The following is a 25,876-nucleotide window of genomic DNA, read 5'->3' as shown; positions in this document are numbered from 1 at the left end:
AATCAGGAACCGTAACGATGAGTTTGAGTGGTCAAACCACAGGCTCAAATGTGAGTTCCCAGTTAGTATTGACGAATTCCTCAGGAATAATCCAATATGTGTCGCCCGTTAACGTGATGAGCATCGCCAATGTGGTTGCGAATACTTACCAAGCGGTAGCGGTGACGTATAACAATAGCGTTTCGCCGAATTTGACTGTAGGTGGCGATATCAACCTCGTGAGTTCATGTAGCAAAACAGTTGCAGTACCTATTTCGATATGTGACTGTAACAATGCGACAGGCGTGTTCACAGTAGGTCAAACAGGGAAGACCGCTTTACCGGGTCAGACAGATGTTTATGTTTTAACAGATGGAAAAGGTAGAATCTTATCTATCTCGAATAGTCCAAGTTTTAGCAACAATGGCAATGGTGTTTACAATGTGTATGGTGTAAGTTACACAGGTACAGTTTCAGGATTGACCGTAGGTGGAACAATCAATGGTGTGAGTGGAACGTGTGTAGATATTACCAATGCAGTAGGTTATGTAGTTTGTGTACCAGAGTTAGCAATTGTTAAATCAGGACCAAGTGTAGCAGAAAAGGGAGCTAACTATAACTACACCTTAACGGTAAGTAATAGCGGAACTACAAGTACATTTGGAACAACCGTAGTAAGCGATACCTTGGCAGCAGGCTTGAGTTTTGTATCAGGCTCAGGAACAGGATGGAGTTGTAGCAGTAGTACAATAGCGGGTGGCCGTGTGTTGGTAAGTTGTACCACAACGACTGGCATTGCCGCAGGAGGTAGTAGCTCATTGAACTTGACAGTAGTAAGCTCAGTGACAGGTACTGTGGTGAACAAAGCATGGGTAAGTGGTGGTGGAGACATCGTAGCTAAACGTCCATCGAACCCAGTGACGACCGTGATTAATGAACCAGCGAAACCAAACTTAGTGATAGCGAAGGCAGGTCCATCGTCGGTTACAGTAGGAAGCAACTTTGATTATACCCTAACGGTTAGTAACAATGGTACAGCGGGTACGAGTGGAACAATCACAGTGACCGATAACCTACCGACAGGTATTGCCTTTGTAGGTTCAAGTAGTACAGGTAGTGTATGGAGTTGTAGTGCGAGTGGACAATTGGTGACATGTACGAGTAATGCATCCATTATTGTGAATGCCAACTCAAACATTATCTTGACAGTACAAGCGGTTAGTGCTGCCAACTCACCAGCGATAAACACAGCTTATGTGAGTGGTGGTGGCGACCCAAGTACAAGTCCAAAACCGTCGAATCCAGTAACGACTACGATTAACCCGACTCCAAAACCAAGTATTTCGATTGTGAAATCAGGTCCAGTAACAGCGACAGTAGGTACGAATTACAATTATACCTTGACTGTAAACAACACAGGAAATGCAGCGACGAGTGGAACGATAACAGTAACGGATGTTTTAGCGACAAACTTACAATATGTAGGCTTTAGTGGAGCAGGTTGGAGTTGTAGTGCTGTAGGTCAAACAGTGACTTGTATGACGAGCAATGTAGTGGCTGTAAATGGTAGTAATGTATTGACATTGACGGTGAAGGCATTGGATGCGGCGAGTGGTTCATCAGTAGTGAATACGGCAAGTGTGATAGGAGGTGGAGATCCAAGTACGACACCAAAACCATCGAACCCAGTGACGACGGATATTACACCAGCACCAAAACCAAACTTATTGATTAGTAAGTCAGGCCCTGTAACAGGAATTGTGAATACGAACTATGATTACACGTTGGTAGTAACAAACTCAGGAACGGCCTCAACAGCGGGAGTAGTTACGGTGACAGACAACTTACCAACAGGCTTACAGTTTGTGAGTGGTGGTGGCAATGGCTGGAGCTGTAGTGCAACAGGACAATTGGTGACTTGTACGAATAGTGGAGTGATAGCAGTGAGTGGTAGTAGCTCGATGAGTTTGACGGTGAAACCAACGCAAGCAGGCACTTACACCAACGTAGGTAGCGTAGTAGGCGGTGGAGACACAAGCGCAGAAACGTCTAACAGCGTAACCACAGTAATTACAAACCCACCAACACCGAATTTGGTAGTAGTAAAAACTGGACCAAGTGTAGCAACAGTAGGAACGAATTTCAACTATACCTTGACGGTAAACAACACAGGATTAGCTGCGAGCACAGGAACGATTACCGTAACGGATAACTTACCAAGTGAGTTGAGTTATGTGACATTCAGTGGTTCAGGTTGGACTTGTAGTGCAGTGGGTCAAGCAGTGACTTGTACAACAACAGCTTCGATAGCAGCTAATGGTAGTAGCACGATAGTATTGACAGTGAATCCAACGGCGGCACCAGCATCGGGCTTACCAGTGAAGAACACGGCTTATGTAACAGGTGGTGGAGATCCAGTAACGACACCAAAACCATCGAACGAGGTACCAACGACCATCAATGCTTTACCACAAGCAAACTTGACGATCACGAAGAGTGCACCAGTAGTAGCAACAGTAGGCACGAACTTTGCTTATAGTTTCAATATCGCCAATGGCGGAACAGGAGCTACAACAGGAACGATTACTGTGACAGACAACTTGCCGATAGGTTTACAATTTGTGAGTGGCCCAAGTACAGGAGGCTTTACCTGTAGTGCAGTAGGTCAAGTGGTGACTTGTAGCAACAATGGATCAACGCAGATACCAGCAGGACAAAGTGTAAGTTTGAGCATCAATGTGAAGGCCAACTTCAGTGGAGTGTTCAAGAATACAGCGGTTGTAAGTTCAAATGGAGGTAATCCAAAACCATCAAATGAGACCACCACCACGGTAAACTGTCCAACAGATATTAATCCAGGGGTACTTGGATTCTAAAAAAGTCTAAGGGGAAGCTTAGGCTTCCCCTTTTTTCTTTACTTTGAGTTGGCTAGAAAATTTGCTAAATATACAATTATGAAAAATTCAATACAGAAATATTTTGTCACAATAAGAGCTTTACAAGTAATCTTATTAGTAGCTGTTGCGAGTGCTGTCACTCTTGGACAAAATTTAGGCTGTAATTTTAAGCCAGGAACAATCACATTAAACTTGACAGGACAGAGTCAAGGAACAAATATTGTAACCTATATTGTGCTTGTTGATGGAGGAAATGTTATTAAGTTCAAATCGGGGTTAAACTCAACTACGATTGATAATGTGACAGTAGGAAGCTATAAAGCTGTGGCTATTACTTGGGATAACTCACAAGCGAATGCACCAGTAGTAGAGGTAGGTTTGAATTTGAACAATGTAGATCATTGTTGGAAAAGTACGGCTGTTGATATGTCAATTTGTGATTGTAACACTACAACAAATAGTATTACGGTACCAATTTCGACAGGTGTTAATCCTCAATATGTATTGACCAATGGGAGAGGGGTGATTCAGTCGATTCAATCTTCAACAACTTTCTCTGGTTTAAACAATGATGTCTACAATGTATATGTAGCTTGCGGAATAGGAACAAAACCTAATCTATTGGTAGGTAGTAATATTAAACTTGTCACAACGAGTGACTTGTGTGAACCCATTCCGTTACCTTATGTAGTATGTGTAGCAGAATGTGCCCCAGTAATTTGTATGCCAATGACAGTGATGAAGCTAGTCAAATAGCTTTCAGTTTTGAAAACAATAAGTAATTATGCAGAATAAGATTTTAGTTATGTGTTTAGGCACTAGGCAACAGGCACAAGGCAAAGAGTGTTAAAATGTGTTTAATGACCACAGACATGCATTTTTCCCAAAGCCCACCGCCGAAAGCCGATACCTGAATGCCTTAGGCACGAAAATTAAACTCTATTTTGCCTACTAACTTACCTTACTTTAACATCAACTTATCAAAACTTCTGCTTAGGTGCTTATTCTGATTCAGAACTACACAATCAGATAGACTAGTAATAATAAATATTTCCAATAGCACATGAAAAGCATCAGCTCATATCTTTTATTAGTTCTTATTTTAGTCATTAATACCAAAGGTTTTTCACAACAAAAAACACAAGTAAAGTGGTTGACTGTAGAACAAATGGATAAACTTTATACTAAAAATCCTAAAAAGATTTTATGGAAAGTATATTCAAAGGATTGTCACTACTGTCATGATTTTGAGGAGAAAGTTTTGAAAATACCTGCCATTGCAACTTATATTAACCAAAATTATTACCCCGTTTTATTAGATGCTTTTGATGCCAGCCCTGTAACTTTTGCAGGACATACCTATGAGTCAAAAGACAAAATGAACCCCATGGCAACACATTTACTAAAAGGAACTATCAAGTTTCCAACATTAGTATTTGTGGATGAGCAACTCAAAATGCTCAACTTCCTCCAAGGATATTATGAAGCCCCAAACATTGAAATGGTTCTTCATTATTTTGGAGACAATGCTTATAAAACTGTTTCTTGGAATGATTTTCAAACAAATTTTGCCAAGAAAAAGTAAGCCCCAAATAAGAAATTTCAATTCGAGAGAATTTAAAGATATATACAGTATTAGTGCTGAATTATGAGTTGAGAATTAGTATTGTACGAAGGATTTCAAACAATTTCAGATTTAGGATTTCTGATTTCGGAAAAAAACTAAAATACCTTTTTTGTCACAAAAAAGAAGCTTATACTTCCGAAATCCAACATCCAATATAAATGATTTTTATAATCCTTCGTACAAGCCTAGTTGAGAATTGTGAGTGTAATTTTCATGATCAATATTCTACATTCAAAATATTTTACACGAGTACTAAGAGTAGAATTTTCTTATGTCAAAATTAGAAAATTAAACAAGGTCTAAAGTAGGTAAAGGAGTAAATATAATAAGTAAGAATTATCGAAAACATTTACCGTATCTCAACGCATCTAAGTCATAGTAAACTGAAACAAGTGAAAACTAATCAGTGTGGGAGATTCGTTTACCTTTGTGATTCTCTATATTATATTACTCATTCATGATTCAATTACGAACTATGAGGCAATCAACTAGCCTAATCTTGCTATTGTTATTAAGCTATACCAGCTTTACACAATATAGACCACCCTTTAGAAAATATACCTCTGTTGAGTTTGGAGGTGGCGTGTCAAGTTACTATGGTGATTTGGCTCCCATGAGTCAATTTGTTAATTCTACAGCAAATGCTCTACGCTGGACAGCCACAATAGGAGTGAGTCGACAAGTCACTCGTCAGGTAGAAGTTTGCCTAAATCTTTCATGGGTTGCATTAGGTGCTGATGATTATTACTCAAATAATTTGGCTGATTTTCAAAGAAACTTACATTTTAGAAATAATGTAAAGGAGGCGACTCTTCAAGGTAGATGGACTCCTTTCAATAGAGCAAGTACGCCTCAAAAACGTGCAGCATTTGAGCCATTTATAGGTATAGGAGTGGGAGCTTTTTTACATAACCCGCAGGCAAAGCTACCTGTAACGATGGGAAATGAATGGGTTGATTTGAGACCTCTGACAACAGAAGGACAAGGAAGTCCCAATTATCCTGATATCAAAGAATATAAAAATTGGGGTATTAATATTCCGATTAGTGTAGGTTTAAAAGCGAAGCTTACACAAAATCTAGATTTAATGGCAGAGTTCAACTATAGAATGTTGTTCTTCGATTATATTGATGACGTGAGTGGTTTTTATGCACAACCTCTTGTTGTATATAGTCGCTTTACTGAACCAACAAAAAGTATAGGAATTGCTTTGTCTCAGCGTGCAACTGAACGCGTTGCGGCTTCGACAGGAGGAGATAGGTTAACAAAATTGAATACCTTTGTCAACGACCCAACAGGTGTGGCTATTAGCCAGAATCCTGGGGTTGGTTCACCAAGAGGTACTGTCGATGGTAATGATTCGTATGCAACTTTTACCATTAAACTTCGATATATCTTTATTCCAGGCATTCAATGCCCTAAGATTTATTGAACAAATATCATATGAATTAGGTGTTGAATGAGGGATGAGATATAATTCAAAATTTAGCTTTTATACTTAAAAATGCCAAGATATAAATACAATAAGTGAAAGGAATGAACCATGCGAGCGGAGCATCCTTTAAGTCCGATGATAAAGCCTCTGATTTCTGATTGGGGGCTTATTTTAGTAAAACTGAGAGAAAGAGAATAATTATTCTTTCACTATGTCCGTTAAGTAATACGTGGAAGGTTCAAAATGAATAATACAACACTAACACTAAGTAGTCCTTCTTTATAAAAACTCGGAACGAGTACATTTCAATAGCTATGAACACTAGGTTTGATGTACCTTTTCTAACAGATTTATCTGAATTACTTCATTTGCTAAGACATAAGAGTCAAAGTAATATGGAAACCAATATTTTTCCCTTCCAAACAAATACGATGTTTGGACAGATTACTTATGGACAGCAAAATACACAATATGAATCGTGGGAAGGAAAATTCTTTACGTCTGATTCTGTGGTATTAACGCACCCCAATCGAGTAAATCATCGAGCATTCACCATGATCTTTTTTCAGTCATTGGCTCCGATGAAGCTTCGAATGAATCACCATTGTCTTCACGATATTACCCTAGATTCAGAGGGGAAAGAAGGTGTCTTGTTTTTGAGTTCATTTACGAATCTCTCAATCATGATTCCTCAAAATGCCTTTGTACAATTTAAGGTGGTGACTATCCGAAATATTCACTCTTTAGATCATTGGATTAATCAATGGCCGTTTGGCAATATCGTACAAGCACGAATGCCATTTTTCTATTATTGGCCACAAAGAATTGCTTTTCATGAAAAAGCAAAACTGTCACATATCGAGGTGTTTTATCCTAATGCCTACCAATCGCCACTAAAAATGCTAGATGATTTGTTTGCCAATGCCGCGCGAAGCCGTAAAATGAAACAGAAGGCGATTAATCTTTGGCAAATGTATTGTTTGCTCAGAGCAGAAGGGCTTTTGCGTAATGCAGTCACTATGTCTCCCCACCAATTGAGACCCATCATTGCTCAATCAAAACTATCACCTGTTTTGTTTTTTCTACGATTCAAACAACTGTTTGGTTTTGAAATAGAGCAATATCATGAGTACGCACGCAACGAAAAAATCAAAGCACTGCTCTATGATTTGAGATTGCCCATGGAGGAAGTAAATAATATCTTTTACAAGTAAGTAGACGTTATTGGTTAATATTATAACAGTGAAGCTGTTTAAACATTTCAAAAGACATATTTTATTGATTAATTCTTCGTCTTACTTTTTGTCTTGAAACAAAAAGTAACAAAAAATTCAAGAATTTATAAACTCGCTTCGCTCAAACAGTATAAATTCATTGCTGACGCAAGCAAGTTTACGAAAGTTTAAACAGCTTCAGTTATTGGATTGTGCCTATAATATGCATCCTTGGTCAGAATCTTACTGACCAATTGGCGCAGTAAAACTCATATATAAAATATTGAATTATCCTTGGAGTCGGCAAAGTAGATCGTTATGTTGACGAAAGTGGACGAAGGATTTTCAATAATTTCGAATTTTGGATATCGGATGTTAGATTTCGGAAGAGTAAATTGCTATATTTTTTTTAAAATAAAAGTCTTTTACTTTATTTCCGAAATCAGAAATCCCAAATCAGCAATAGGTTGGAATCCTTCGTATAGTTCTGATTCACAACTCATAAGTTCAGMACTGATAAGTTCTGACTTATGTAGCATAAGAACACTGAAGTTTTTTTGTAAAGATTAAAATAGCGTAAAAGATATTCTGGGCGGTTCTACGTCCATAAGCTGAGGCGAAGGCACTCGGTAAGGTACGAGTTAGAATGCAAGTTGTGACTTATGTAGCATTAGAACACTCTCCCCTATTTGTTGGTTACTATTATGATATTAGTTAGAATGCAAATTCTAACTAATATAGACTTAGAATTGAATTAAAGATATACTGGGCGGTTCTACGTCCATAAGCTGAGGTGAAGACACTCGGTAAGGTACAGTTTAGAATGTGAGTTCTTATTAATGTATCATTAGAACGACTGACTTGCAAGGAACTTAATAGTAATTGTAATGAAAGTTCTGATAAATTAAGCTTAGAGTTTAATTAAAGATATGTTGGGCGGTTCTACGTCCATAAGCTGAGGCAAAGACACTCGGTAAGGTATGGGTTAGAATGTGAGTTCTGACTTATGTAGCATTAGAACTAAAACAACAAACGTTGAAACATGATTGTGTTAGAATGTAAGTTCTGACTAAAATCTGCTTAGAATTGATTTAAAGATATGCTGGGCGGTTCTACGTCCATAAGCTGAGGCGAAGGCACTCGGTAAGGTACGAGTTAGAGTATAAGTTCTGACAAGTGTAGCATTAGAATATGACAATAGTCCAATAGCTTTTGTAGATTCTATTAGAACATAAGTTATGACTAATGTATCATTAGAATGGTATCGAATTTTCAATTTTGCGAAATGCGAAATGCGAAATGCGAAAAAGGAAAATTCAAATTTGCGAAATGCGAAAAAAAAAATTTTGAATTTACGAAATATGAAAAAGCACCTCTTTCGGGGTGCTTTTTGATTTTACCTCATTGCCTTTCTGATTTCCTCTACTTCCAAAATTATCCCCTGGCAGTACTTCTTGTCTTCGAGCATAATGTCGAATTGATAGTGTGGTACTTCTGTTTTGACTACCCATGCGTATTCTCTTTCCAATCCTGAGTAATAGTTTACAGAAATTTCTACTTTAGGGATTGTTACTTCAATGTCGTGATCATTGATAAAATCAATAAGTCCTTTTTGAAGGGTATATTGTTTTATAGGAACAAAGCCTTCATTGTTGGTTTTGTTGAGTAGTAAAATCTTGGTGCCTCCAAAAGCACTTATGTGCTCGTTGATTTCGCCCCGAAACTGTATTCCATCGTCGTCGTAGCAAGTGATGATGATAAGCCCAGTTAAATCAATTTCTGGGAATACTTCATCGGCATTACGGCCGTGAAGTATTTTTTGAATTTTTTTGATGTTGTTCATATATTAGTCTCTTAAAACCATCTTCAGTAAATACTTCTTCATAAAATTTAGGCTTGTATAAAGTGATACGGGATAAAATACATCTTTTAGCTATCTCCTCAATTTTATCCTGTATCATTTTGTCATGCTCAGAGTTGATGATGGGTATTAAGTATATCTCATCAGAAGGCCTAGCAAGTTTTACGGCTTCAGCTTTTGGATAAACTCCTGCTTCGTATATCAACTCAGTATAGCCCCTAGCATTGTCACGATAGTAATAACCTCCTTTTCGTATATAACAATGAGTGATTTCATCATTTTGAAGTATTTCTTGTATTTTCTCATTGCGTTTATCCCTTTCAATCAAAGCATTTATTGTGGAGCGAACAACTACTTTATTGTTAAAAATAACTCTATCCATTTCATAAAATCGCTCGGTAGGGATATTAAAATAAGTCAAGTAATCAAATGTAAATCGAAGCTTCAATTGCCAATTTTTAGTTTCCTTGTATAGTTTAGATTTGGCTTTGTTTTTGTTTGAAGCCCAACAATATATATCATCAACTAGATAAGGCTGTTCTAATCGCCTTGGAATAATCCGATAGGCTTTTTCGACAATTTTTAAATTTTTATGAGGGTAATCTACGTTTCTTCTCATACCGTTATTTCCTGATAATTTTTATAGAAAGTTTCTGGATCTGACTTCCAAATTTCTCCTTTGTTTGAGGTAATTAGTAGTTCATCATCACGAAGAACTAAATTTCTTTTTGGTTCGCTTTGAAGCTCTACTAGGAAGGTTTTCTCAAGTACACGAATTATTTTGTAACCTTTGTATCGGAATTTTACGGGGTCTTCTTTCAGATATACTGTGTCGGCCTGTGAACGGGCTATGTTTAGGAGTTCGTCGATGCTGTGCGCTTCTACGGTAGTTGTTCTTTGGAATATAGCCATTGGATTTTTGCTTTTTTAAACAGTAGTTCTTTTGAGGGATGTAATAACTTGTGCCTTCGTTAGAATCATATTCTATCCAATCATTTGACTCTTTTATGAAGGCTATATCTCCGATATCAGGATAATGCTTTTCTAAATCCTGCAACATTTGTTTCCATTTAGCTTTATCCTCATTGGTAGTATCAAACAACGCTGGCTCTAATAATTTTGCACTAGCTACTGGCAAATCTTCGATATGTACCTTAGCTGCTTCTATACCTAAAGAATCCAATAATAAAGTTCCTATTTCATAAGAAGCATATAAAGTTCCACCAGATCCTGTACCAATTACAAAAATTGTTTTCATGTGGTATTGCAAGTTTATATTTTGAACCAATCACCACCGTATTGATAGCGACCTTCTATTTCATTTTCATTGTTGATGAAAGTGAAGGTATTACAAGGCAAACAAATTGGGTCTATTTCGGCATATCTGCATGCTATTTGTAATTTTTCATTCGGATGATAATCAACATTCAAATCATTATAGTGCCTTCCTTTGCCTTCTCCATCTAGTAAAATCTCCGTGAGCTTGCCTTTAAACTTTTGAATTTTAAATTCATCAATTTTTGTTGAACTTTTCTTGAAAAATCACTCATTAAAAGGAGAGCCAACCATCCATCATCCGAATTATCTCCATTGTTTTGATTTAGTGGGGTTTTGAAAGATTTCTCAACCCACCAGTCGACCATAATGTCAACAGCTTCTTTATAGGTCCTCATGCTAAATCCCATTTTTCATTTTCTTTAGTCCATCCAAGTATCTCATCTACTTCTTCATTAGAAAATTGGTCTGAATACTTATAGCCTTTATCCAAACCATAACTAAGAATTTTAATAACTTGGTCTTTGCTTAATGCTTTTCCACGGTGTTCCCAAAACCACCATGTTTTGTGAACTTGCTCTAAGCTTCCTTGTAAGTCTGCGTGCATTTGATTTCTTGTTGATAAATGTTATGGGAAAAATTTGAAAGTCTGGTGATAAGTTTCGAGGTTGTTTCCTCGTACACAAAGCGAACATGGTATGAATCTTTTTGCTCGAGTTTTTCAAAGTACAGACATGCCAAAAACCCATAAAGGTCGTTTTGGAAAAACCATTCTCGGATTCGGTTGATATTGTAATAGATTGAAGAAGGCATCTTGGGGAATTCTCGTTGGTAATCTGCTACGGTAAAGCCTCGGAGGATTTCTTCAAACTCAACAGATTGGTTTTGACCAGTAATCCAAACCATTTTTTGATAAAGGCTTTCTGAGGAGTATTAGAAAGCCTTTTGTAGTGGTAAATACTTCGGAGTACACTCATGTCAGGATTTCTGATTTTTTCATCCAATTATCAATAATCGTTTTACATTGCTCATATTCAGGTCTTCCCATAAATTCTATATTGGTACTATATTTTTGAACAAACTTATAAGCATTCTTGACAACAGATGGTTGGATAATCTCATACTCTTTACTGAAATCTTTAGGTGAAACTTTTATAAGACCTTTTGAATCCTTAATGATGATATCCTTGGTATTAATCTCAACTGTATGCCCATATTTATCAATGATATTAAAAATATTGAGATTTTTTTGATACTCGTCACCAATGAAGTTTTTACACTGTTCATAGTTAATGCCAGTAAATTGAATATATTCTACTGGTTTTGGTTTGGGCATTGCATGCATAGACATTTTTAAATTTAATTTGTAAATCACAGGTCTTTTCATACATTCTAAATCAGTCCAACTTTTAAAAGTTAAAGCATGACATAAACCCCTTATGTCGCCAAATACACATCCCATACAAGAATTTGTAATCTCTTGAGGAACAGCATCGAAGTTATTTTGAAAAAATCCTAAATCTGCCATAATTAAGTGGAGTTAAAATCAAGACTGGGCTGTAAGTTTTCGTAATTTGTAATCAGAATCTCAAGCCTTCTTTTTTTGATATTTGCTCGTTCTTTTAATTCGATGATATTTAATCCTCTCTTTAAGGCTTCAGCTACTACAAATGGATGATTAAACTCAGACATAGCGGATTTAATGCCACATGAAACCATAATGTCTAAGCAATCAATGGTATCATTTTTTGTCCAGTTGGGTACTTTGTAATAGTTTTCAGTATCTAAATAGACAGGATCGAGATAAACAAAGCAATGCTCTTTATCATTGAGCCCCTTGGTAAATGAAATAGCTGGAATGACATCTCTAAAATCACGACTCATAATTTTTACATTTTGCAACTTTTTGAATGTTGCGTCTAGATTTTGTAAGATTGAATCTTTTGAATTGTCTAGTCCAGCACGAAGTGTGTTCCCTTTTCCTAGATAGGTAAAATTTGAAAGGAACAAAAAACGAACAGCTTTCTTTATGGGGTCTGTTTCCCTATTTTGTTTCCAATGTTTTATGAGGCTTTCAGATATCGGAACTATTTCAATTTGATGGCGAAGCAATTCAAGATTAGATTGAATTGTCAAATACAAATTGGTTACATCATCGTCAAGGTCATTTACTATCGCATATTTCGGCTCTGGCAGATAAAAAAAACTTCCTCCAGCACCAAAAAATAGCTCAATCCTCATTCTATGTTTCGGAAAATATTTAGCTAACTCGTCTTTCATTCTACGTTTGTTCCCAAGTCTAGTTAGTATCATACCATATTCATTGATTTTTTTAGGGATAAAAATTCAAGGTTGGATTATAATTCAGAAAGCATTTTTTTAAAATCACTCTCAGAAGTATTATTTGGGAAAATATGGCTAGGTTCCCCACATTGCAAACATCTTGCTCCACTATCTGTAATTAAGTATCTTGTATTTATATGACCTTTATTACAACAGTGTAATTCATGCTCAAACCATTTGTCAGGTATTCCCATAAACATAGGCTCTTTGGCTTGTTGAGCCTTTTCAATTTTATCATTAAGCCATTTTCTTAGTTTAATTTCCCTTTTAGATAAAAATATTTTTGCCATATTTTCAAAAGTTTTATCATATTGAAATTTTGAAAGGTAAAAAATCACTCAGAAATAGAATAAATGATTTCTTTACCATTCTCATCAATTTTAGGTATAGAAGAGAAATCATGAAGTATTATTCTATTTTTAGTTATTTTAATTACTCTAAGGCTTGGTACAAAATGTAAACCTTTATGAATATATCCTTTAGATTTATGAGGGTTTTCTAATATCATTCCTCTTTGAATTTTTGTTGCTGAGATAGTTGTCATAAATACTTATCTAAAATGATTTTTAGAAAAAAATGTATGATTAGACTAGAAAACTTCAGAATGCTAAATCAATATAAATAAGCTAAATTTTAATAGGTCTATATCCTTTTAGTACATTTTCAGCTCCCGAGTAAGTGACGGTTTTAGCTCTTTTAGAACCTTCTTGCTTTACTTTACATGAGTAAATAGCTCCAAAAAATGTAATTTTAGAAACTCTAATTTCACCTCTTGATTTTAAATCTTTTAAAATAAAATCAATATGCTTTTCTGTATTTGTCATTTTACAAATAAGGCTTTATGCTGCCTTTTTAGCTTTTTGGGTTTGTATTAATTCTTGATGGATAGCCTCAATCCAAACTTTTACGACAATCGGCACAACCGAATTGCCAATGAATTTCTTTTGCTTGCTTTGGTTGCCGTGTAGTACATAGTCCGCAGGGAAGCCTTGGATAATCTTGAGCTCTTGTACCTTGAGCATCCGAGTCTTGATGTCGACTATGCCGTACTGTGCCATGAGTTGTTTGATGGATATCATCACCTCCGAGTCATCGTCGTAGATGGGTATTGCAAACTCACCATACACGGCCGTGATAAGATAGAGCGGTGCTTTGTCTTGTCGGGCTATGATTACAGGACAAGGCTTTTCGATATTATGCGAATGCCCTCCGTGCGATGGATTAATCAAAAATGCTGAGGCCAGCTGATGTTTATCCACCGTCATGATAGTACCTGCAGGAGCTTCAACACTTTGGTGGTTTTCGGGTCCTGAATAGGACTTGTCTAACCAGTGTTGTACCTGTACTTTCGCCAACCGATCCTTTGTAGTAATAGTGCTGCAAGGTTGTTCGATAGACATAGCACCTTTTTCGTTGCCGTGATACTTGAACATGAATACATTGCAAAGCGAATGGTGGTCGACTGTTGTAATGGCACCTATCGGCTCAGAGCTGCATTTTACCTTACCTTCTGGCTTACCACTATAATACTGGGCTATAAAAGAAGCTTGTACTAAGCCTAATCTACCTTGACAAGCAATAGTATGGCATGGTTCGTGGATAGAAGGAGGTTTATGCTTCCCTGCTTTATTCATAGAATTGTACTTCAATATGAAGCTTGAATCCCCAGCGATGATATGCTTCTTAAGTCCTGCCAAGATTCGCTCAAGGGATGAATCCACAAGGGGTTTTTCACGTTGGAAAATAGACTTACCTTCGTCTTCAAAGTCTAAACAATGCTTTACGGCATTCCAAGGCTTGAGGTTTGGGCTTTTTTTGGCGTGTGTTGGCTCTGGAAAAACAATAGGCATCCCAAACCTAGCAAAACACCCAAATAATCGCTTACGTGAAGTAGAAGCCCCAAAATCAGCCGAATTGAGCTTTGTCCATTGGTTATAGAATCCCATAGAGTCTACAACCGAGCACCATTTTTGGAAATCAATTCCTTTTAGCTCCTTGATAGGTTTGTTATTAGCATCTAATGGACCCCAATCTTGGAACTCTGACACGTTTTCAATCATCACATAATCAAATGCAATAGCCTGAAGGTATCTGATAAGACCCCAAGCAAGTGTGCGGCTGTCGGCATCCCGGGGCTGGCCTCCTTTGGCATTTGAAAAGTTGGTGCACTCCAACGATGCCCACAAAACAAGCTTTGCATTGGGATATCGTTTTTTGGCTTCCTGCACTACCTTAATGAGTTTGGTAAGGTCAAGTACCAAGATATCCTCTTCAAAATGCACCACATCGGGGTGATTTTGCCAGTGGCTTTTTATGGCAAAAGCATCGTGATTGACACAGGCTATAACTTTTGCGATTTTGTTGCCTTTGGCATCATTTGCCATATCGAAGCCAGTAGTAGTACCACCAGCTCCGCAAAACAAGTCGACTATTATAAATTTAACCTCTGACTCTTTCATACTTTCCGTTTTGTTGGTTCATAGATTCATGAACCTCTTTTACTGTTTTTCTGATTTCGAGTCTTGAAAATGACCCGTCGAATGACTGATAAGCATCCTCTATGACCTTATCAAGCTGATAACCTTTCCCAAGTTTATCGTAAGCGTATAGCTTTATGGGGTAGCTGTCTTGCATAGTTTTTCGGCTATTTGGGTAAGAGATGCTCTTCTTTCTAACTTGTTTTTTCTTCGAGTAAATTGGATCGATAACACAATCTGCTGAAGCTGTACATTGCTACCTAATTCGACACGGTCGCCAACTCTGCGCCAAATGCCAATGCCTAAGAAGCTGCCCACTCGGTATTCGAGTGTAGAAATTGTCAGAAAATCATCTGATACAATTTTCAGCCTCATTCTACGATTTAAGTATTCGACCTTTTTCATTTTAGGAAAAGAATAAAGTCAGGTAATAACTTAAGTGTAAGCGATACACCAAGCATGATGCACATCAAAATGATGAGCATCTGAATCTTATCATCGAAAAGTTTTTTGAGTGAATTCATGATTATTTGACGATTATATGTGAAATGTAAGAGCCTATTAGCTGAGTACCTTCATGTTCTCTTGGATAAAAATCAAGCAACTTTTGTTTTGATTTTAAGCCCTTAGTGATGAAAATTTCGGAGGTACGTTCGTAGGTGAATTGAGGATTATTTTTAACTAATTCCCAGATACGCCTTTTCATAACTTGCCTTTTAGCGGATGATTTTCCACTGCAAATTTTAATGATGGGAGCTATTTCAATCGGATTTTGATAATGAGATAACTCCAGAAGAAAGTGCTGTAAAATCATCAGTAATAAATCCTTTCATCCCATACCAAAAGTTGACCTTCGAAATGAGATTTTTTAAACCAAGCCCAAAAGTCCTCTAAGGTCAAGCCATCGTTATTGGCGACTGTGATAAGCTCGCTTGTACTTACGATATTACCATTGATCCAGAAAAAACCGTTGTATTTAAAATCATACACTCTTTTGATTTCGATATCGTCACAAATCTGTTTCTGTGGTGAACAGTATGGACGACCTGACCAGATACGGGGTGAAAACTTATCGCCAACACTCCAGTTTTTTCCTGCCCTGATAGTGGTGCTTTTGGGTAAATGGCAATCCATTAAAGCAAGGTTATCGTAGCCACAAAGCGATTGATGGTTTTTCATTGCTGGGTTTTGAAGCATTCCTGCAATGATTTTTTCGACAAAATGTGTCGGCTCACCTGCTTTAGGATGGTTCTTCATGAAACTGGTCGAGAATGTAATTACTTTGCTCACTATTTTCTTTAGGTTTTGTTGTGAATCGATAGAAATACAGGGCATTTGGACAATACTCAATCTCCAAATCATAGCCAGTTATTTGCTTGAAAGTTGTAATAAACGCTTCCAAGTCAGTGATAAAAACATACTTTTTTTCCTTCACAAATAGTGAGGTAAGCCAAGGTGGTAATGCTTTCTCAAGTGCTGTTTCGGCTTTTTTGTCTACGCTCTGCATTGATACGAAACAATTAAATTTTGAATGTAATTGGCATCCTCTTCGTGGAGAAGCTTTCTGCCATTCATGTACTCATAGTACTCTTCCTTCGAGCACGCCAAATGTGCCATGATAGCTTCTCTGAGACGGTTTCGTTTATGCCTTGAGTTATGCCCTCTGATTTTATTCCACAGCTTTGTAGTGATGGGGCTGAGGAAAATTTGTGATTCTTGCATTATTCTTAAATATATTAATGCCCACTTTCTAACAAATCTGGATACTTAGCAAGAAGCTCTTTGGCATGTTTACGCTCTTTTTCTTCGTATGAAAGTGATTTTTCTGATAGGTCTTGTTCGATGAGTTTGATTAGTTCAACAAATTGAGAATCGTCAATAAATAAACTAAACTGCCCTTTATATTCTAACCCCTTATTTGCAAAATTTATCTCAGATTGAAATATGATAAACCTTGCTAAAAACTCTAAGCAATCATAAGAACGTTCATATATTTCACCAGTATCTTCATCAGCTTTAAAAGCATGAATTTTGTCATCAGTAGTGATAATCAATAGCCAGTTGTTTATGCTACCAAAAAACGTTTTGATAGTTTTTCCTAAAATATCGTCAGTAAACTCAAAGCGATCAGTTAAGATTTTTTTGAGATATGAGGTAGATTTTTTCATGATAATTTGTAAAATTTAGCGTTAATAAATTTTTATCTTAGCACCTCTTTTATTGAGATTATTGATGAGCCTAATCAATCGCATATTCTGCTTTTCAAGAGATTTATTAGCATCAATCAACTCTTTGATTTGGCTCTTGTACTCTTCAATTTTTTGAAAGTCAACCTCTTTCCACCCATGTTCAGATTCGCAAGTACAATTCTTGGCATTATCATCATACATTGCACCATAGCAACAGGCTATAAATATTTTTTTGCCTTTTTCATGAATGTAATGACATCTCATTTAGCTTTTACTTTGCGTTTTTTGCCAGTACTTGTGTACTCTTTTTTGATTCTATTTCCTTCTGAAATAAGCCAATTTCCAAGCTCAATGAGTTCTTGAGGAGTTCGGAAATCTGTAAAACTAGCAATACATAAGTTAACTATTTGATAAGGCTTACGAGCATCTTCAGGCGATATTTGTTCTACTATTATTACTTCATCCTCCTTTTTTGGATAGTAGATTATTTCTTGAATAAGTCCCATATAACTAGGTATTTAATCTAAAGTGAATAGTACAACATCTCCTAAATCAGGGTCAGTATCTAAAAGCTTAGGCATTAATAATATTTCTACATCTCCAGCAGTAAAAACACAAGCCTTATTTGGTTCTGTTTTATGAACTAAATGAAACGTATTTTTTCCTAATGCTTCGGCAATCTGAGTAATCATTCCGATGTAAATAGTATTAAAGCCAATCGATGAAATAATACAGTATTCAATACTATGATATGCTTTATATCTGCGAGAATCAGCTAGAAATATTTCGCCTTCAGAATCACACTCTGGACAAAAAACATCTTTGGTATGACTATGATTTTTTCTATCAGTATACTTATACTCTACAGACCCACTTCCATTACACTCAGGGCAAATAGTGCCTTCTGTAATCCAGTTAAAAGTTGTCATATCGATAGAATTTTTGACATCTATAGAATATGTTTTGTCAATATTCCTATTGCTAAATAATGGAATGACTTTAAAAGCAATATCTGCTACTGGTAAATCATTGAAATTTGAAAGGTTTGTCTTTTTAAAACGAACCATTATATGTCCCTCTGTAGCATAGACATAATCTTCAAAAACAAATGGTTTGGTACAAATACCATCCAGATAATCACTACTAGACAAACAGCAAATATCATCTAGAATACCCTGATATACTTTTTGTTGTAATGAATTTTCCATATAACTAAACATTTAGTTTAAAAGTCTAACTCTGGTGCCTCAATTTGAGGCTGGATGGGCTTTATATCGTCGTAGGTGATTTCTTTGACGGTTTTTGCTAAAAACACCATCCCGATATCACCATACTTCTAAAATCTGTATTCGCCTTCAAAAATCACTTCTCGTCCTCTTTGAAGTAAATCTTTTAATCCAGCCCATTTGGTAAAATATACTGGCAACCATTTTTTGTGTTTATCCTCTGTGCTACCTTCCTGATAATCAGGATTAAGGATTGATACAACCGCACGGTGTGACTCATGTATTGTTACTTTTCGGAGTGGCGTAACAATCTTAGCCTGTAGTTTGATTTGCTCTGCCATTGATAATTGCCCCTATTTGTTGTGGTGGGTTGGGGTCGTCCACCTGTGACATAAAATTATTTACAGCAACCTTTGTGATTAAATTATCGCTTCGTAGCATTCTGTTGTCGTAAACTTCGATACTCATAAGTCCCTGAGAAGCAAAGTGACTTGTGAAATAGTCAAGGCATTTATTCATACCGTTGAACTTTTGTAACTGAGGATGAAACTTGGGTGTCATACTTGCAGATACTTTTTCACCAAATTTCTGCATCTCGACGGCATCCCACCAAAACTCGGCACTTCTAGCTACTCGCGATATTTCGGAGATTAAAGCTTTGTTACCCTTGATTATCTTGTAGATATCTTGCAATTGTATGTCATGCGAATATAAAAGTGTCACCTTTTTTTCGGGACTCAAAAGCGGATAACAGTTAGCGAAAAAATCTACAATGGTATCACTAAACTCCTGCGACAACAAATCTATGAATGCGACATACTGGCTTTTGATTTTGGGGTGAGCTGCTGGCATAAACTTTAACCTTTCGGATCCATAATCGTACGAATACACCAGTCTTGGGATTTTTTTAGTTCCGTCTTGTCGCCCTGGCATATAATTTAAAATATACTTGAACAAACTATGCTCTGGCGACGGGTTACAGGTTTTTCGTGCGGTAAAATGCTGCATTTCGAAATTTTTTGAAAAATTTTCACAATTAATAGCTAATAAGGTATTTATACCCATTGATAGATTCATAGCTTAATAGCTCATAATAGCTTGATAGTTATTAATAGACTATTAATAGCTATTAATTGCGCTATTTTGGCCGAAAAAAAAGGCATATTTTGCCCTGCTGGATTTTGCCTGAATCCACCGACTACGTATTCCCTCGATTCTGAGGGCTTTTTTCAACTAACGTTGCATGTTATACGCACGTTAGTTTTTTACGATTTGCAACCTTTTTTGTGTCCATTGAGTGCGTTTTGAGACGAAAACAACTTACCACATTTACAAACGTAATTTCCAGTGTTGGGATTGTCTCCCATAATTACTGGCTGAACAAACTTTTCGGGTTCATGCCGCTGCTTGGTATAGTGCTCCTCCAGTACTTTGATTGGATTGAGACCATTAATTCGGCATATGTGCATAAACGAATTGAGCTTTTGACTTGCCTCAAAATGCTTTTGATAGGTCAAGTCTTTGGCTTGGTCGAGCGCATTGAGCGCTTCTTGGATTCGTGGATTTACCATGAGTGTAAAATTAAATTGTGAGGATTCTTGGAATCGAACCAAGGTGATACGTCTATCTTGCTAAAATCCCTAAACTACATGCTTTCCCCCGCATGCCAAATAGTCACTGCTAGGCAACTATACAGGATTCGAACCTGTGAGCCAACTATACAAATGCTACGTACCATACAGTATAATCGGCAGTTTAGGACTCAACAATGCACTTCCACTATGCTAAATCCTCCCCTGGCATACAAACACCAGTGCCCCATGCGCATGAAGACACTAGCCAACATTTGCCATGTGTTATCCTTTCACTTACATTCGGTTGTTGCAGTGACGGGACTCGAACCCGTGACCTGAGGGTTATGAGCCCACCGAGCTACCATCTGCTCCACACTGCGGTATTGTTTTTTAAATTGACCAGCCTCTAAGAGGCTGGCTAATCCGAACACTCAATAACTAATAGATAATTATGATAACAAAAATCTTTGTGGTGTATCACAAAATCCCCCTCCCTCTACTGAGGGAGGGTATTTGATTCTAATTCTACACCTATTACTTTGTTTTTCAACTCAATTCAAATTTTTAGAATAAACCGCCCATAAAATGAGCGGTATTTCTTCTAAAACCACAAACTAAACTATGAGAAAAAGACGTTTTTTCAAGCTGTCGCCGCTCGGATAGGTGAGTAAAATGCCCCTCCCAAAAGGGAGGGGATTTTCAACATCATATTAATTTTAAAACCTATCCTTTAGAAATGAACCAATCTGGTTGCCTTTTTTGACATCCTCAACCCACTCCTCCAAATGCAACCATAGTATCGGGCATGTCATTTTATGACATTTGGCAAAGGCAACTCGTAAAAGATTTATCCCATGACGATTGTCATACTCTGGATATTTTTCTAAGAAGTCTACCTTAGCACCCCTTTTGCTTCGTACATCATCCAATATAAGATTGACTCTTTCGGAAATTTGATCTCCACTTGGTTTTTTAAGGTCAAATCGAATGGGCAGCGTATATTTTTTCATAAAACTCAAAAAATGACTTTTATCATTAATTAGAACCGCTCATATTATCTTATATTAGCGTCTTAGATTTGAGACGTTCCTTTGTATCCAAATCCTTACACAAATATAAACCAATTGGTTTGTACTTTGCAAATCTTTAGGGATATATTTTATAATAAAATTGGTTTATTATGCATACTGGTATGATTATCAAGCAATTAGCTATACAAAAATTTGGTACAGTAGCTGAATTCGCTCGAAAAATGGAAAAGAATCCACAAACCATTAATAAATTATTCAACACCAAAAACCCTGGTGCTGATACTCTTACAAAAGTGAGTGAAGTTTTAGGGGTTACAATTCAACACATAGTAAACTATGACAATGACCACGTTCTTGCTGAAAGCCAAATCCAAGAGATGGAGCCCATTTATGGCTCTCAAAAATTATATCCAGACAACAATGAGGATAATGACTTAGAAAAAAGTATGCTACGCCTTAATGCTTATGAAAAGTTGTTTGAGTTGAAAGAAAAAGGCGTTCTCACCGATGAAGAATTTAAAATAGAAAAAGCAAAATTGCTTAAGTTGTAAAATTAATAGTTCAGTACAAAGCATTGCCCCTGTAAAAAGGGGCTTTTATCGTTGAAAAATTAATAGTTCATTCTATGCAAGCAACACCAGAACCGCAACCTAAAAAACCTTCCCAACAGCCCCAAATAGTTTTTTTGGTGTTTGCCTTATTAGGCATTTTCCTGATTTTCTTTATTATTCAGAAGCAAAACAATATCTCTTCTGGATCCGACATGGTTATTGATACCACAATGTCAAGTATTGATACCACCGCCAATATAGTACTGAGTGATTCGGTAAAAGAGACTATCTTCAAGAAGATTATGGTAGGTATCAAGAAAGAATTCCGTACCTCGTATGACGATATGGAAAATAACTACTGGGTATATGACAAAACTAGCTCAAAAGGCATAATGTCGTCGCAGGTATCATTATACCTTGGTATTTCGAAAATTGGAGTATGGCGAAGATTCAAAGTACATTACTTTGGCGATGACTGGCTTTTTATCAAAGCCTACAAATTTCAGATTGATGGCGAATTGATAGAGTATATTCCTGATGACGTAAATACCGACAACGACGGTGGCTATGTATGGGAAACATTTGACCAGTGCCCAGATGACAAATCAGAATTAGAAAATATTATAACCAAACTGTCCAATGCCAAAAATGCCAAAGTTCGCTTTATTGGAGATCAGTATTACAAAGACAAAGTAATAACTACCAAAGAGCTGAAGGCCATTAAGCATATCAATGATTTGTACCTAGAAACAAAACTAAAATATAACCAATAACCATATACCCATGAGGCTAATTTTTACATTCCTATTTTTGATGATACTATCAAACTCTACCCATGCCCAAGTGGGGCGCTGGCTCAAGGAGCGCCAAAAACAAAACCTAGACAGAATCAAAAGATACGAAGCTGCTGACTCGCTCAATCAAAGTGTGATGCTACGCCAAACAAACCCAGGAGTAACCCTCAGACGTGGGGCATCGTGGATGGTTGGTGGTGCTGTAGTGTCGGGTGCTGCACTGATTGCTGGCAATGCGCTACTCAATGCCGATAAGCCAAACAAAGACGGCTATACAATCATGCTTGTAGGCAGTGCAGCAGGATTGGTTATGGAGCTGATAGGTGCCTCGACGATTATCACTGCAGGTAAGCAATTTGAAGTAAGATTTTCAAGCACTAACTAATATATATTATGAGCAATTATTCAATTAGATTTAATTTTGAATTTGTAGATTTAGATAATAAAGGAGATCTAGGAAAAATTCTTAAAGTTGAATTTCGTGATGTTTCAACAAAAGTATTTAAAACAATACAGCAAATAGGTTTTGTGCCAAATAAGGATTGGAAAGTCGAGGTTGCAAATTGTATTCCAGAAGTAATTATTAAAGAGGTTAATTTTAAACTCCGAACGTCAATAGAAGCACTACTTGATGAATTTTACGAAAATGAAGGAGAAATAACCAAAATATCAATGGGTTTAAATCACATTACTCTAAATGTAAAAGTACTACCTAAACCAAATACTAAAAGTACTAATGATAATTACTTATTAACTTTACCATAATAAAAAAGCCTCCAAACGGAGGCTTTTGCTTTTTAGAAATCTTTTCTTTTAGGTACTGGAGGCAAATCCAGTGGATCTAAGTATTTGGCTAATATATAATGTAAAACTTCAGTTTTCGTTTTGAAATGGTTATGATACATAATCCTTTTGATTTTGTCGGCATGCTCACCATCTATAATAAAAGTCCACTTTTCATCCTCTTTGCTATAAGTAAACTTCTCATCAGGTTGTGTATCTTCTTGTTGCTTACTTAATTTCGGAATTGGTGCAAGTTTTTTCATAATTTTAGTCTTTCTAGTATTTCAGTAGTTACATTCATATAGTCCTTAGCAGCATTGCAAGTATCGTCGAGCTCAAACACTGGTTTTTGGTCCAGCTGTGCTTTGTCGACATTGCTATCGGTACGGATATAATACTGGAATACTCCTTCTTCCAAACTTTCACGTACAGCCGAAACAATCGATTTCTTTTGTGAGCCTCTGGCGTTTTCGTGGTACTTGATAATCAGCAAACCCAAAAACTCTATTCGCGCGCCACTATCGATAAACTCTCTCATTTGCTCCATTAGTACAGCTATACCATTGTAGGCAAATGTACTGGCCTCCATAGGCGTAATAAAATAATCAGCTGCAAAAATGCTATTGGTAGTAAGTAATCCCAAGTTTGGAGGACAGTCTATCAGGATAAAATCAAATTGCTCATGAAACGAAACCAATCTATTACCCAAAATATCTTCACGACGAGGTTTATTTTGGATTTTGGTTTCATACTCAGGCAATTCTACAGAAGCAGGAATCAGCGACATATTGTGAGCCTGTACAAGACAATCGTTGGGTGAAGATTCTTTGAGCATGAAGCTTCCAATATGATGTTTTGGGCGATTTTGTGAGCCAAAACAGGAGGAAAGATTGCACTGGGCATCGAGGTCGATTAATAGCACCTTGTAACCCTTTCGGGTAAGCGCCGCCCCAATGTTGAGCGTAGAGGATGTTTTACCAACACCACCTTTATTATTGGTAATGGTAATTATTTTTGCTTTCATATTGTTATCTATAGTTATTGCACAAAAATACAATAATCTAGCAAAAACCATCATACAATAAGACCATATTACTGGAATATTGTATGATGATAAGATACTATTTTTTGCCAAAACCCAATGATTTAGCCAAATAGTGGGTTTTGGAGCTACGGATTTTGATTAGTCCGTTATCGATTCTTGAATTGATCTCCACAAATGTCGTCAATAGGTCGGGACTATTAAGAATCATAAATTCCTGTTCGCGAGAAAACTTATACTCACGTAACATAATATCCTTAGCTACCAATACCACTTGATTGGGGTCAGCCTTACGGAAGTCGTTCATTTCTTCCTCTACAGCCTCAAATTTTACGTCGGTGGCAGTCTGTATCATAAACTTGATACTAATGACCTTTTTGCCCTTCTTTTTGGCTGGCTCGTAATTTAATATGAGGTCAGCTTTTTCAAAAAAGTCATTACGAGCTTTGTCTAGTACTCTTAGTTTAAAGTTTGCAAAATTGTTATACTTGGTATCAAAAATCTGTTGCAAAAAATCTAACTCATATTCAAAGCTTTTTCGATGATTGTTTTTTAGTTCCATCATTACAATTTCATACATCCGCTGGGAAAACACAGATTGAAATTGCAAGAAAATATCAAGATTGTACTTGGTGTACTCTTTACCCAAATTGAGTAAAAATACCAAAGATGAATTTGTTACAATCATTTCTATTTTGCCACTATTATCACGATTATAATGGTATTCTGGAAATAGCACCAAGCTGGAAAAGGTATCTTTTTCCTTATTAAATACTTGAATTTTACAGGATTGTAAATTGTCTAATGAAGCCTTCATATACTTATAGTCGACATACTTGGCTACTTCCTGAATAGGCAATTTAAAAATGTGGCTTTTTTCGGGATCATAGTCTCTATTAAAATCGAGTTGATTAATAAGTAATCCCAGTATCTTACGTTCGTTTACACCCCATTCCTGACGGCTGAGGGTTAGGCTGTTAGGCTGATAATTGTTTTTCTTTAGTTCAAAGGTCGAATCCATATCAATAATTATTTTGTTTGATACAAACATACATTAATTACAACAATTGATAAAAAAATTTGTAGTAATTTTTACAAAATTTCTTTCATTCTGTTGTAATTATTGCAGTTTTTGGAGAAGACCATGCACATAACCAGTCGTATTTTATGCCCTAAAACACGCCTATAGGCATATTTTGAGATGGGTATTAGTCAGAAAAGGAAGCATCTTTCATTTTGTTGCAATTCAAACATCATATTTTAACAAATCATATCATTATTACCTGCTTAGTGCGCATTAAATAGCAATTGCAATGTGGATAACTCTTTAAAATTGTGGATAAGTACTGATTTTAAGCCTAAAATCATCTTGCATTTTGTTGCAATTCTATTCGATTTATCTTTCATTTTGTTGCAATTCGTCTTGCATTTTGTTGCAATAGCTTCAATTCAATCTTTCATTTTGTTGCAATACTGCTTTCATTTTGTTGCAATAGTCTTTGTAAGCTATTTATTTTCAAATACTTACAAATGTCTAAACAATCAAATAATATTGAAAGAAACAAAAAGAAACATGAT

Annotated in this window: 35 protein-coding genes, 1 tRNA gene and 1 pseudogene; 9 read left to right on the top strand and 28 right to left on the bottom strand. The window is 36.5% G+C overall.

Annotation, left to right across the window (positions count from 1 at the left end; all coding sequences use genetic code 11):
* The 5 genes and pseudogenes from BWI92_RS21830 to BWI92_RS21810 all read left to right on the top strand — a co-directional run.
* Positions 1 to 2,855 (top strand): annotated as a pseudogene (locus BWI92_RS21830) (DUF11 domain-containing protein); the annotation flags it as partial.
* 78 nt (positions 2,856 to 2,933) lie between these two features.
* On the top strand, positions 2,934 to 3,632 hold the full coding sequence (locus BWI92_RS21825; protein ID WP_095166806.1) for a hypothetical protein: 699 nt from the start codon (positions 2,934 to 2,936) through the stop codon (positions 3,630 to 3,632).
* Between the two features lie 307 nt (positions 3,633 to 3,939).
* Positions 3,940 to 4,461, top strand: coding sequence for a thioredoxin fold domain-containing protein (locus BWI92_RS21820; protein WP_095166804.1), 522 nt, complete (start codon positions 3,940 to 3,942; stop codon positions 4,459 to 4,461).
* A 517-nt stretch (positions 4,462 to 4,978) separates the two neighbouring features.
* Positions 4,979 to 5,935, top strand: a complete 957-nt coding sequence (locus BWI92_RS21815; protein WP_141234877.1) for a hypothetical protein — start codon at positions 4,979 to 4,981, stop codon at positions 5,933 to 5,935.
* A gap of 317 nt (positions 5,936 to 6,252) precedes the next feature.
* The gene (locus BWI92_RS21810; protein WP_176464505.1) at positions 6,253 to 7,152 is read left to right on the top strand and encodes a hypothetical protein; all 900 of its coding nucleotides are present in this window, start codon (positions 6,253 to 6,255) and stop codon (positions 7,150 to 7,152) included.
* A 1,396-nt stretch (positions 7,153 to 8,548) separates the two neighbouring features.
* Here the strand turns inward: BWI92_RS21810 and BWI92_RS21805 are convergent.
* The 25 genes from BWI92_RS21805 to BWI92_RS21680 all read right to left on the bottom strand — a co-directional run bounded on the left by BWI92_RS21805 (position 8,549) and on the right by BWI92_RS21680 (position 21,107).
* Positions 8,549 to 8,995 (bottom strand): hypothetical protein, encoded by a 447-nt coding sequence (locus tag BWI92_RS21805; protein ID WP_095166798.1) that lies wholly within the window; start codon positions 8,993 to 8,995, stop codon positions 8,549 to 8,551.
* Positions 8,952 to 9,632, bottom strand: a complete 681-nt coding sequence (locus BWI92_RS21800) for a hypothetical protein (RefSeq protein ID WP_095166796.1) — start codon at positions 9,630 to 9,632, stop codon at positions 8,952 to 8,954. The genes BWI92_RS21805 and BWI92_RS21800 overlap by 44 nt, the downstream gene beginning before the upstream one ends.
* Before the next feature lie 144 nt (positions 9,633 to 9,776).
* Entirely contained in the window at positions 9,777 to 10,271 is a 495-nt protein-coding gene (locus BWI92_RS21795; RefSeq protein ID WP_095166794.1) for a hypothetical protein, read from the bottom strand.
* A 14-nt stretch (positions 10,272 to 10,285) separates the two neighbouring features.
* Positions 10,286 to 10,444, bottom strand: coding sequence for a hypothetical protein (locus BWI92_RS27405; protein WP_176464504.1), 159 nt, complete (start codon positions 10,442 to 10,444; stop codon positions 10,286 to 10,288).
* Positions 10,445 to 10,682: 238 nt separating this feature from the next.
* Positions 10,683 to 10,895, bottom strand: a complete 213-nt coding sequence (locus BWI92_RS21785; protein ID WP_095166790.1) for a hypothetical protein — start codon at positions 10,893 to 10,895, stop codon at positions 10,683 to 10,685.
* Entirely contained in the window at positions 10,868 to 11,194 is a 327-nt protein-coding gene (locus tag BWI92_RS21780) for a hypothetical protein (RefSeq protein WP_095166788.1), read from the bottom strand. The genes BWI92_RS21785 and BWI92_RS21780 overlap by 28 nt, the downstream gene beginning before the upstream one ends.
* 67 nt (positions 11,195 to 11,261) lie before the next feature.
* A complete protein-coding gene (locus BWI92_RS21775) occupies positions 11,262 to 11,816 on the bottom strand; it encodes a hypothetical protein (RefSeq protein WP_095166786.1) in 555 nt (184 codons plus the stop codon).
* Positions 11,817 to 11,818: 2 nt separating this feature from the next.
* Positions 11,819 to 12,601 carry a DNA adenine methylase gene (locus BWI92_RS21770; RefSeq protein ID WP_095166784.1) on the bottom strand — a complete coding sequence of 261 codons (783 nt, stop codon included), beginning with the start codon at positions 12,599 to 12,601 and terminating at the stop codon, positions 11,819 to 11,821.
* A gap of 44 nt (positions 12,602 to 12,645) precedes the next feature.
* Positions 12,646 to 12,921, bottom strand: coding sequence for a hypothetical protein (locus BWI92_RS21765; protein ID WP_095166782.1), 276 nt, complete (start codon positions 12,919 to 12,921; stop codon positions 12,646 to 12,648).
* Between the two features lie 44 nt (positions 12,922 to 12,965).
* Entirely contained in the window at positions 12,966 to 13,175 is a 210-nt protein-coding gene (locus BWI92_RS21760) for a hypothetical protein (protein ID WP_095166780.1), read from the bottom strand.
* Positions 13,176 to 13,257: 82 nt separating this feature from the next.
* Complete coding sequence (locus BWI92_RS21755) at positions 13,258 to 13,455, bottom strand: hypothetical protein (RefSeq protein ID WP_095166778.1); 198 nt, start codon at positions 13,453 to 13,455, stop codon at positions 13,258 to 13,260.
* 15 nt (positions 13,456 to 13,470) lie between these two features.
* Complete coding sequence (locus BWI92_RS21750; RefSeq protein ID WP_095166775.1) at positions 13,471 to 15,090, bottom strand: DNA cytosine methyltransferase; 1,620 nt, start codon at positions 15,088 to 15,090, stop codon at positions 13,471 to 13,473.
* A complete protein-coding gene (locus BWI92_RS21745; RefSeq protein ID WP_095166773.1) occupies positions 15,071 to 15,265 on the bottom strand; it encodes a hypothetical protein in 195 nt (64 codons plus the stop codon). Before BWI92_RS21745 ends, BWI92_RS21750 begins: the two co-directional genes overlap by 20 nt.
* Entirely contained in the window at positions 15,244 to 15,513 is a 270-nt protein-coding gene (locus BWI92_RS21740; RefSeq protein WP_141234876.1) for a hypothetical protein, read from the bottom strand. Before BWI92_RS21740 ends, BWI92_RS21745 begins: the two co-directional genes overlap by 22 nt.
* A 408-nt stretch (positions 15,514 to 15,921) precedes the next feature.
* On the bottom strand, positions 15,922 to 16,365 hold the full coding sequence (locus BWI92_RS21730) for a hypothetical protein (RefSeq protein ID WP_095166766.1): 444 nt from the start codon (positions 16,363 to 16,365) through the stop codon (positions 15,922 to 15,924).
* On the bottom strand, positions 16,349 to 16,615 hold the full coding sequence (locus tag BWI92_RS21725) for a hypothetical protein (RefSeq protein ID WP_095166763.1): 267 nt from the start codon (positions 16,613 to 16,615) through the stop codon (positions 16,349 to 16,351). The genes BWI92_RS21730 and BWI92_RS21725 overlap by 17 nt, the downstream gene beginning before the upstream one ends.
* Before the next feature lie 229 nt (positions 16,616 to 16,844).
* Positions 16,845 to 17,276 (bottom strand): hypothetical protein, encoded by a 432-nt coding sequence (locus tag BWI92_RS21720; RefSeq protein WP_095166760.1) that lies wholly within the window; start codon positions 17,274 to 17,276, stop codon positions 16,845 to 16,847.
* A 21-nt stretch (positions 17,277 to 17,297) separates the two neighbouring features.
* Positions 17,298 to 17,561 carry a hypothetical protein gene (locus BWI92_RS21715; protein ID WP_095166758.1) on the bottom strand — a complete coding sequence of 88 codons (264 nt, stop codon included), beginning with the start codon at positions 17,559 to 17,561 and terminating at the stop codon, positions 17,298 to 17,300.
* Complete coding sequence (locus tag BWI92_RS21710) at positions 17,558 to 17,803, bottom strand: hypothetical protein (protein WP_095166756.1); 246 nt, start codon at positions 17,801 to 17,803, stop codon at positions 17,558 to 17,560. The genes BWI92_RS21715 and BWI92_RS21710 overlap by 4 nt, the downstream gene beginning before the upstream one ends.
* A 12-nt stretch (positions 17,804 to 17,815) precedes the next feature.
* Positions 17,816 to 18,505, bottom strand: coding sequence for a hypothetical protein (locus BWI92_RS21705; protein WP_095166754.1), 690 nt, complete (start codon positions 18,503 to 18,505; stop codon positions 17,816 to 17,818).
* Between the two features lie 128 nt (positions 18,506 to 18,633).
* Positions 18,634 to 18,864: a hypothetical protein gene (locus BWI92_RS21700; RefSeq protein WP_095166751.1), complete on the bottom strand. Its 231-nt coding sequence runs from the start codon at positions 18,862 to 18,864 to the stop codon at positions 18,634 to 18,636.
* Positions 18,836 to 19,531, bottom strand: coding sequence for a hypothetical protein (locus BWI92_RS21695; RefSeq protein WP_141234875.1), 696 nt, complete (start codon positions 19,529 to 19,531; stop codon positions 18,836 to 18,838). Before BWI92_RS21695 ends, BWI92_RS21700 begins: the two co-directional genes overlap by 29 nt.
* Positions 19,532 to 19,788: 257 nt before the next feature.
* Positions 19,789 to 20,094 carry a hypothetical protein gene (locus tag BWI92_RS21690; protein WP_095166747.1) on the bottom strand — a complete coding sequence of 102 codons (306 nt, stop codon included), beginning with the start codon at positions 20,092 to 20,094 and terminating at the stop codon, positions 19,789 to 19,791.
* Between the two features lie 310 nt (positions 20,095 to 20,404).
* Positions 20,405 to 20,477: transfer RNA gene (locus BWI92_RS21685), tRNA-Met, on the bottom strand.
* 336 nt (positions 20,478 to 20,813) lie between these two features.
* Complete coding sequence (locus tag BWI92_RS21680; RefSeq protein WP_095166745.1) at positions 20,814 to 21,107, bottom strand: hypothetical protein; 294 nt, start codon at positions 21,105 to 21,107, stop codon at positions 20,814 to 20,816.
* 182 nt (positions 21,108 to 21,289) lie between these two features.
* Between BWI92_RS21680 and BWI92_RS21675 the strand changes: the two genes are divergently transcribed.
* The 4 genes from BWI92_RS21675 (at position 21,290) to BWI92_RS21660 (ending at position 23,238) form a co-directional block, all read left to right on the top strand.
* Entirely contained in the window at positions 21,290 to 21,679 is a 390-nt protein-coding gene (locus tag BWI92_RS21675) for a helix-turn-helix domain-containing protein (protein WP_176464503.1), read from the top strand.
* A 74-nt stretch (positions 21,680 to 21,753) separates the two neighbouring features.
* On the top strand, positions 21,754 to 22,452 hold the full coding sequence (locus BWI92_RS21670) for a hypothetical protein (protein WP_095166740.1): 699 nt from the start codon (positions 21,754 to 21,756) through the stop codon (positions 22,450 to 22,452).
* 40 nt (positions 22,453 to 22,492) lie between these two features.
* On the top strand, positions 22,493 to 22,858 hold the full coding sequence (locus BWI92_RS21665) for a hypothetical protein (RefSeq protein ID WP_176464502.1): 366 nt from the start codon (positions 22,493 to 22,495) through the stop codon (positions 22,856 to 22,858).
* Positions 22,859 to 22,866: 8 nt separating this feature from the next.
* Positions 22,867 to 23,238: a hypothetical protein gene (locus BWI92_RS21660; RefSeq protein WP_095166734.1), complete on the top strand. Its 372-nt coding sequence runs from the start codon at positions 22,867 to 22,869 to the stop codon at positions 23,236 to 23,238.
* 32 nt (positions 23,239 to 23,270) lie between these two features.
* On the opposite strand, the gene BWI92_RS21655 is transcribed toward BWI92_RS21660, so the two are convergent.
* The 3 genes from BWI92_RS21655 to BWI92_RS21645 form a co-directional block, all read right to left on the bottom strand.
* Positions 23,271 to 23,519, bottom strand: a complete 249-nt coding sequence (locus BWI92_RS21655; protein WP_095166732.1) for a hypothetical protein — start codon at positions 23,517 to 23,519, stop codon at positions 23,271 to 23,273.
* On the bottom strand, positions 23,516 to 24,280 hold the full coding sequence (locus BWI92_RS21650; RefSeq protein ID WP_176464501.1) for a ParA family protein: 765 nt from the start codon (positions 24,278 to 24,280) through the stop codon (positions 23,516 to 23,518). Before BWI92_RS21650 ends, BWI92_RS21655 begins: the two co-directional genes overlap by 4 nt.
* A gap of 97 nt (positions 24,281 to 24,377) precedes the next feature.
* Positions 24,378 to 25,319 (bottom strand): replication initiation protein, encoded by a 942-nt coding sequence (locus BWI92_RS21645; RefSeq protein WP_176464500.1) that lies wholly within the window; start codon positions 25,317 to 25,319, stop codon positions 24,378 to 24,380.
* Between the last annotated feature and the right edge of the window lie 557 nt (positions 25,320 to 25,876).

The organism is Flectobacillus sp. BAB-3569 (assembly GCF_002270355.1).
Taxonomy (GTDB): domain Bacteria; phylum Bacteroidota; class Bacteroidia; order Cytophagales; family Spirosomataceae; genus Flectobacillus; species Flectobacillus roseus.
Note: the sequence above shows the minus strand (reverse complement) of the source record. Positions and strands in the feature narration are given on the sequence as shown.

Coding starts and splice junctions, on each gene's coding strand:
- BWI92_RS21650 (WP_176464501.1), bottom strand. CDS start 24,280: ATGAAAGCAAAAATAATTACCATTACCAATAATAAAGGTGGTGTTGGT.
- BWI92_RS21785 (WP_095166790.1), bottom strand. CDS start 10,895: ATGCACGCAGACTTACAAGGAAGCTTAGAGCAAGTTCACAAAACATGG.
- BWI92_RS21740 (WP_141234876.1), bottom strand. CDS start 15,513: ATGAAAAAGGTCGAATACTTAAATCGTAGAATGAGGCTGAAAATTGTA.
- BWI92_RS21745 (WP_095166773.1), bottom strand. CDS start 15,265: ATGCAAGACAGCTACCCCATAAAGCTATACGCTTACGATAAACTTGGG.
- BWI92_RS21755 (WP_095166778.1), bottom strand. CDS start 13,455: ATGACAAATACAGAAAAGCATATTGATTTTATTTTAAAAGATTTAAAA.
- BWI92_RS21710 (WP_095166756.1), bottom strand. CDS start 17,803: ATGGGACTTATTCAAGAAATAATCTACTATCCAAAAAAGGAGGATGAA.
- BWI92_RS21760 (WP_095166780.1), bottom strand. CDS start 13,175: ATGACAACTATCTCAGCAACAAAAATTCAAAGAGGAATGATATTAGAA.
- BWI92_RS21670 (WP_095166740.1), top strand. CDS start 21,754: ATGCAAGCAACACCAGAACCGCAACCTAAAAAACCTTCCCAACAGCCC.
- BWI92_RS21725 (WP_095166763.1), bottom strand. CDS start 16,615: ATGCAGAGCGTAGACAAAAAAGCCGAAACAGCACTTGAGAAAGCATTA.
- BWI92_RS21715 (WP_095166758.1), bottom strand. CDS start 17,561: ATGAGATGTCATTACATTCATGAAAAAGGCAAAAAAATATTTATAGCC.
- BWI92_RS21815 (WP_141234877.1), top strand. CDS start 4,979: ATGAGGCAATCAACTAGCCTAATCTTGCTATTGTTATTAAGCTATACC.
- BWI92_RS21720 (WP_095166760.1), bottom strand. CDS start 17,276: ATGAAAAAATCTACCTCATATCTCAAAAAAATCTTAACTGATCGCTTT.
- BWI92_RS21750 (WP_095166775.1), bottom strand. CDS start 15,090: ATGAAAGAGTCAGAGGTTAAATTTATAATAGTCGACTTGTTTTGCGGA.
- BWI92_RS21820 (WP_095166804.1), top strand. CDS start 3,940: ATGAAAAGCATCAGCTCATATCTTTTATTAGTTCTTATTTTAGTCATT.
- BWI92_RS21645 (WP_176464500.1), bottom strand. CDS start 25,319: ATGGATTCGACCTTTGAACTAAAGAAAAACAATTATCAGCCTAACAGC.
- BWI92_RS21795 (WP_095166794.1), bottom strand. CDS start 10,271: ATGAAAACAATTTTTGTAATTGGTACAGGATCTGGTGGAACTTTATAT.
- BWI92_RS21805 (WP_095166798.1), bottom strand. CDS start 8,995: ATGAACAACATCAAAAAAATTCAAAAAATACTTCACGGCCGTAATGCC.
- BWI92_RS21775 (WP_095166786.1), bottom strand. CDS start 11,816: ATGGCAGATTTAGGATTTTTTCAAAATAACTTCGATGCTGTTCCTCAA.
- BWI92_RS21765 (WP_095166782.1), bottom strand. CDS start 12,921: ATGGCAAAAATATTTTTATCTAAAAGGGAAATTAAACTAAGAAAATGG.
- BWI92_RS21825 (WP_095166806.1), top strand. CDS start 2,934: ATGAAAAATTCAATACAGAAATATTTTGTCACAATAAGAGCTTTACAA.
- BWI92_RS21655 (WP_095166732.1), bottom strand. CDS start 23,519: ATGAAAAAACTTGCACCAATTCCGAAATTAAGTAAGCAACAAGAAGAT.
- BWI92_RS21665 (WP_176464502.1), top strand. CDS start 22,493: ATGATACTATCAAACTCTACCCATGCCCAAGTGGGGCGCTGGCTCAAG.
- BWI92_RS21810 (WP_176464505.1), top strand. CDS start 6,253: ATGAACACTAGGTTTGATGTACCTTTTCTAACAGATTTATCTGAATTA.
- BWI92_RS21690 (WP_095166747.1), bottom strand. CDS start 20,094: ATGGTAAATCCACGAATCCAAGAAGCGCTCAATGCGCTCGACCAAGCC.
- BWI92_RS21675 (WP_176464503.1), top strand. CDS start 21,290: ATGATTATCAAGCAATTAGCTATACAAAAATTTGGTACAGTAGCTGAA.
- BWI92_RS21730 (WP_095166766.1), bottom strand. CDS start 16,365: ATGAAGAACCATCCTAAAGCAGGTGAGCCGACACATTTTGTCGAAAAA.
- BWI92_RS21695 (WP_141234875.1), bottom strand. CDS start 19,531: ATGCAGCATTTTACCGCACGAAAAACCTGTAACCCGTCGCCAGAGCAT.
- BWI92_RS21680 (WP_095166745.1), bottom strand. CDS start 21,107: ATGAAAAAATATACGCTGCCCATTCGATTTGACCTTAAAAAACCAAGT.
- BWI92_RS21700 (WP_095166751.1), bottom strand. CDS start 18,864: ATGGCAGAGCAAATCAAACTACAGGCTAAGATTGTTACGCCACTCCGA.
- BWI92_RS21780 (WP_095166788.1), bottom strand. CDS start 11,194: ATGGTTTGGATTACTGGTCAAAACCAATCTGTTGAGTTTGAAGAAATC.
- BWI92_RS21800 (WP_095166796.1), bottom strand. CDS start 9,632: ATGAGAAGAAACGTAGATTACCCTCATAAAAATTTAAAAATTGTCGAA.
- BWI92_RS21660 (WP_095166734.1), top strand. CDS start 22,867: ATGAGCAATTATTCAATTAGATTTAATTTTGAATTTGTAGATTTAGAT.
- BWI92_RS21770 (WP_095166784.1), bottom strand. CDS start 12,601: ATGATACTAACTAGACTTGGGAACAAACGTAGAATGAAAGACGAGTTA.
- BWI92_RS21705 (WP_095166754.1), bottom strand. CDS start 18,505: ATGGAAAATTCATTACAACAAAAAGTATATCAGGGTATTCTAGATGAT.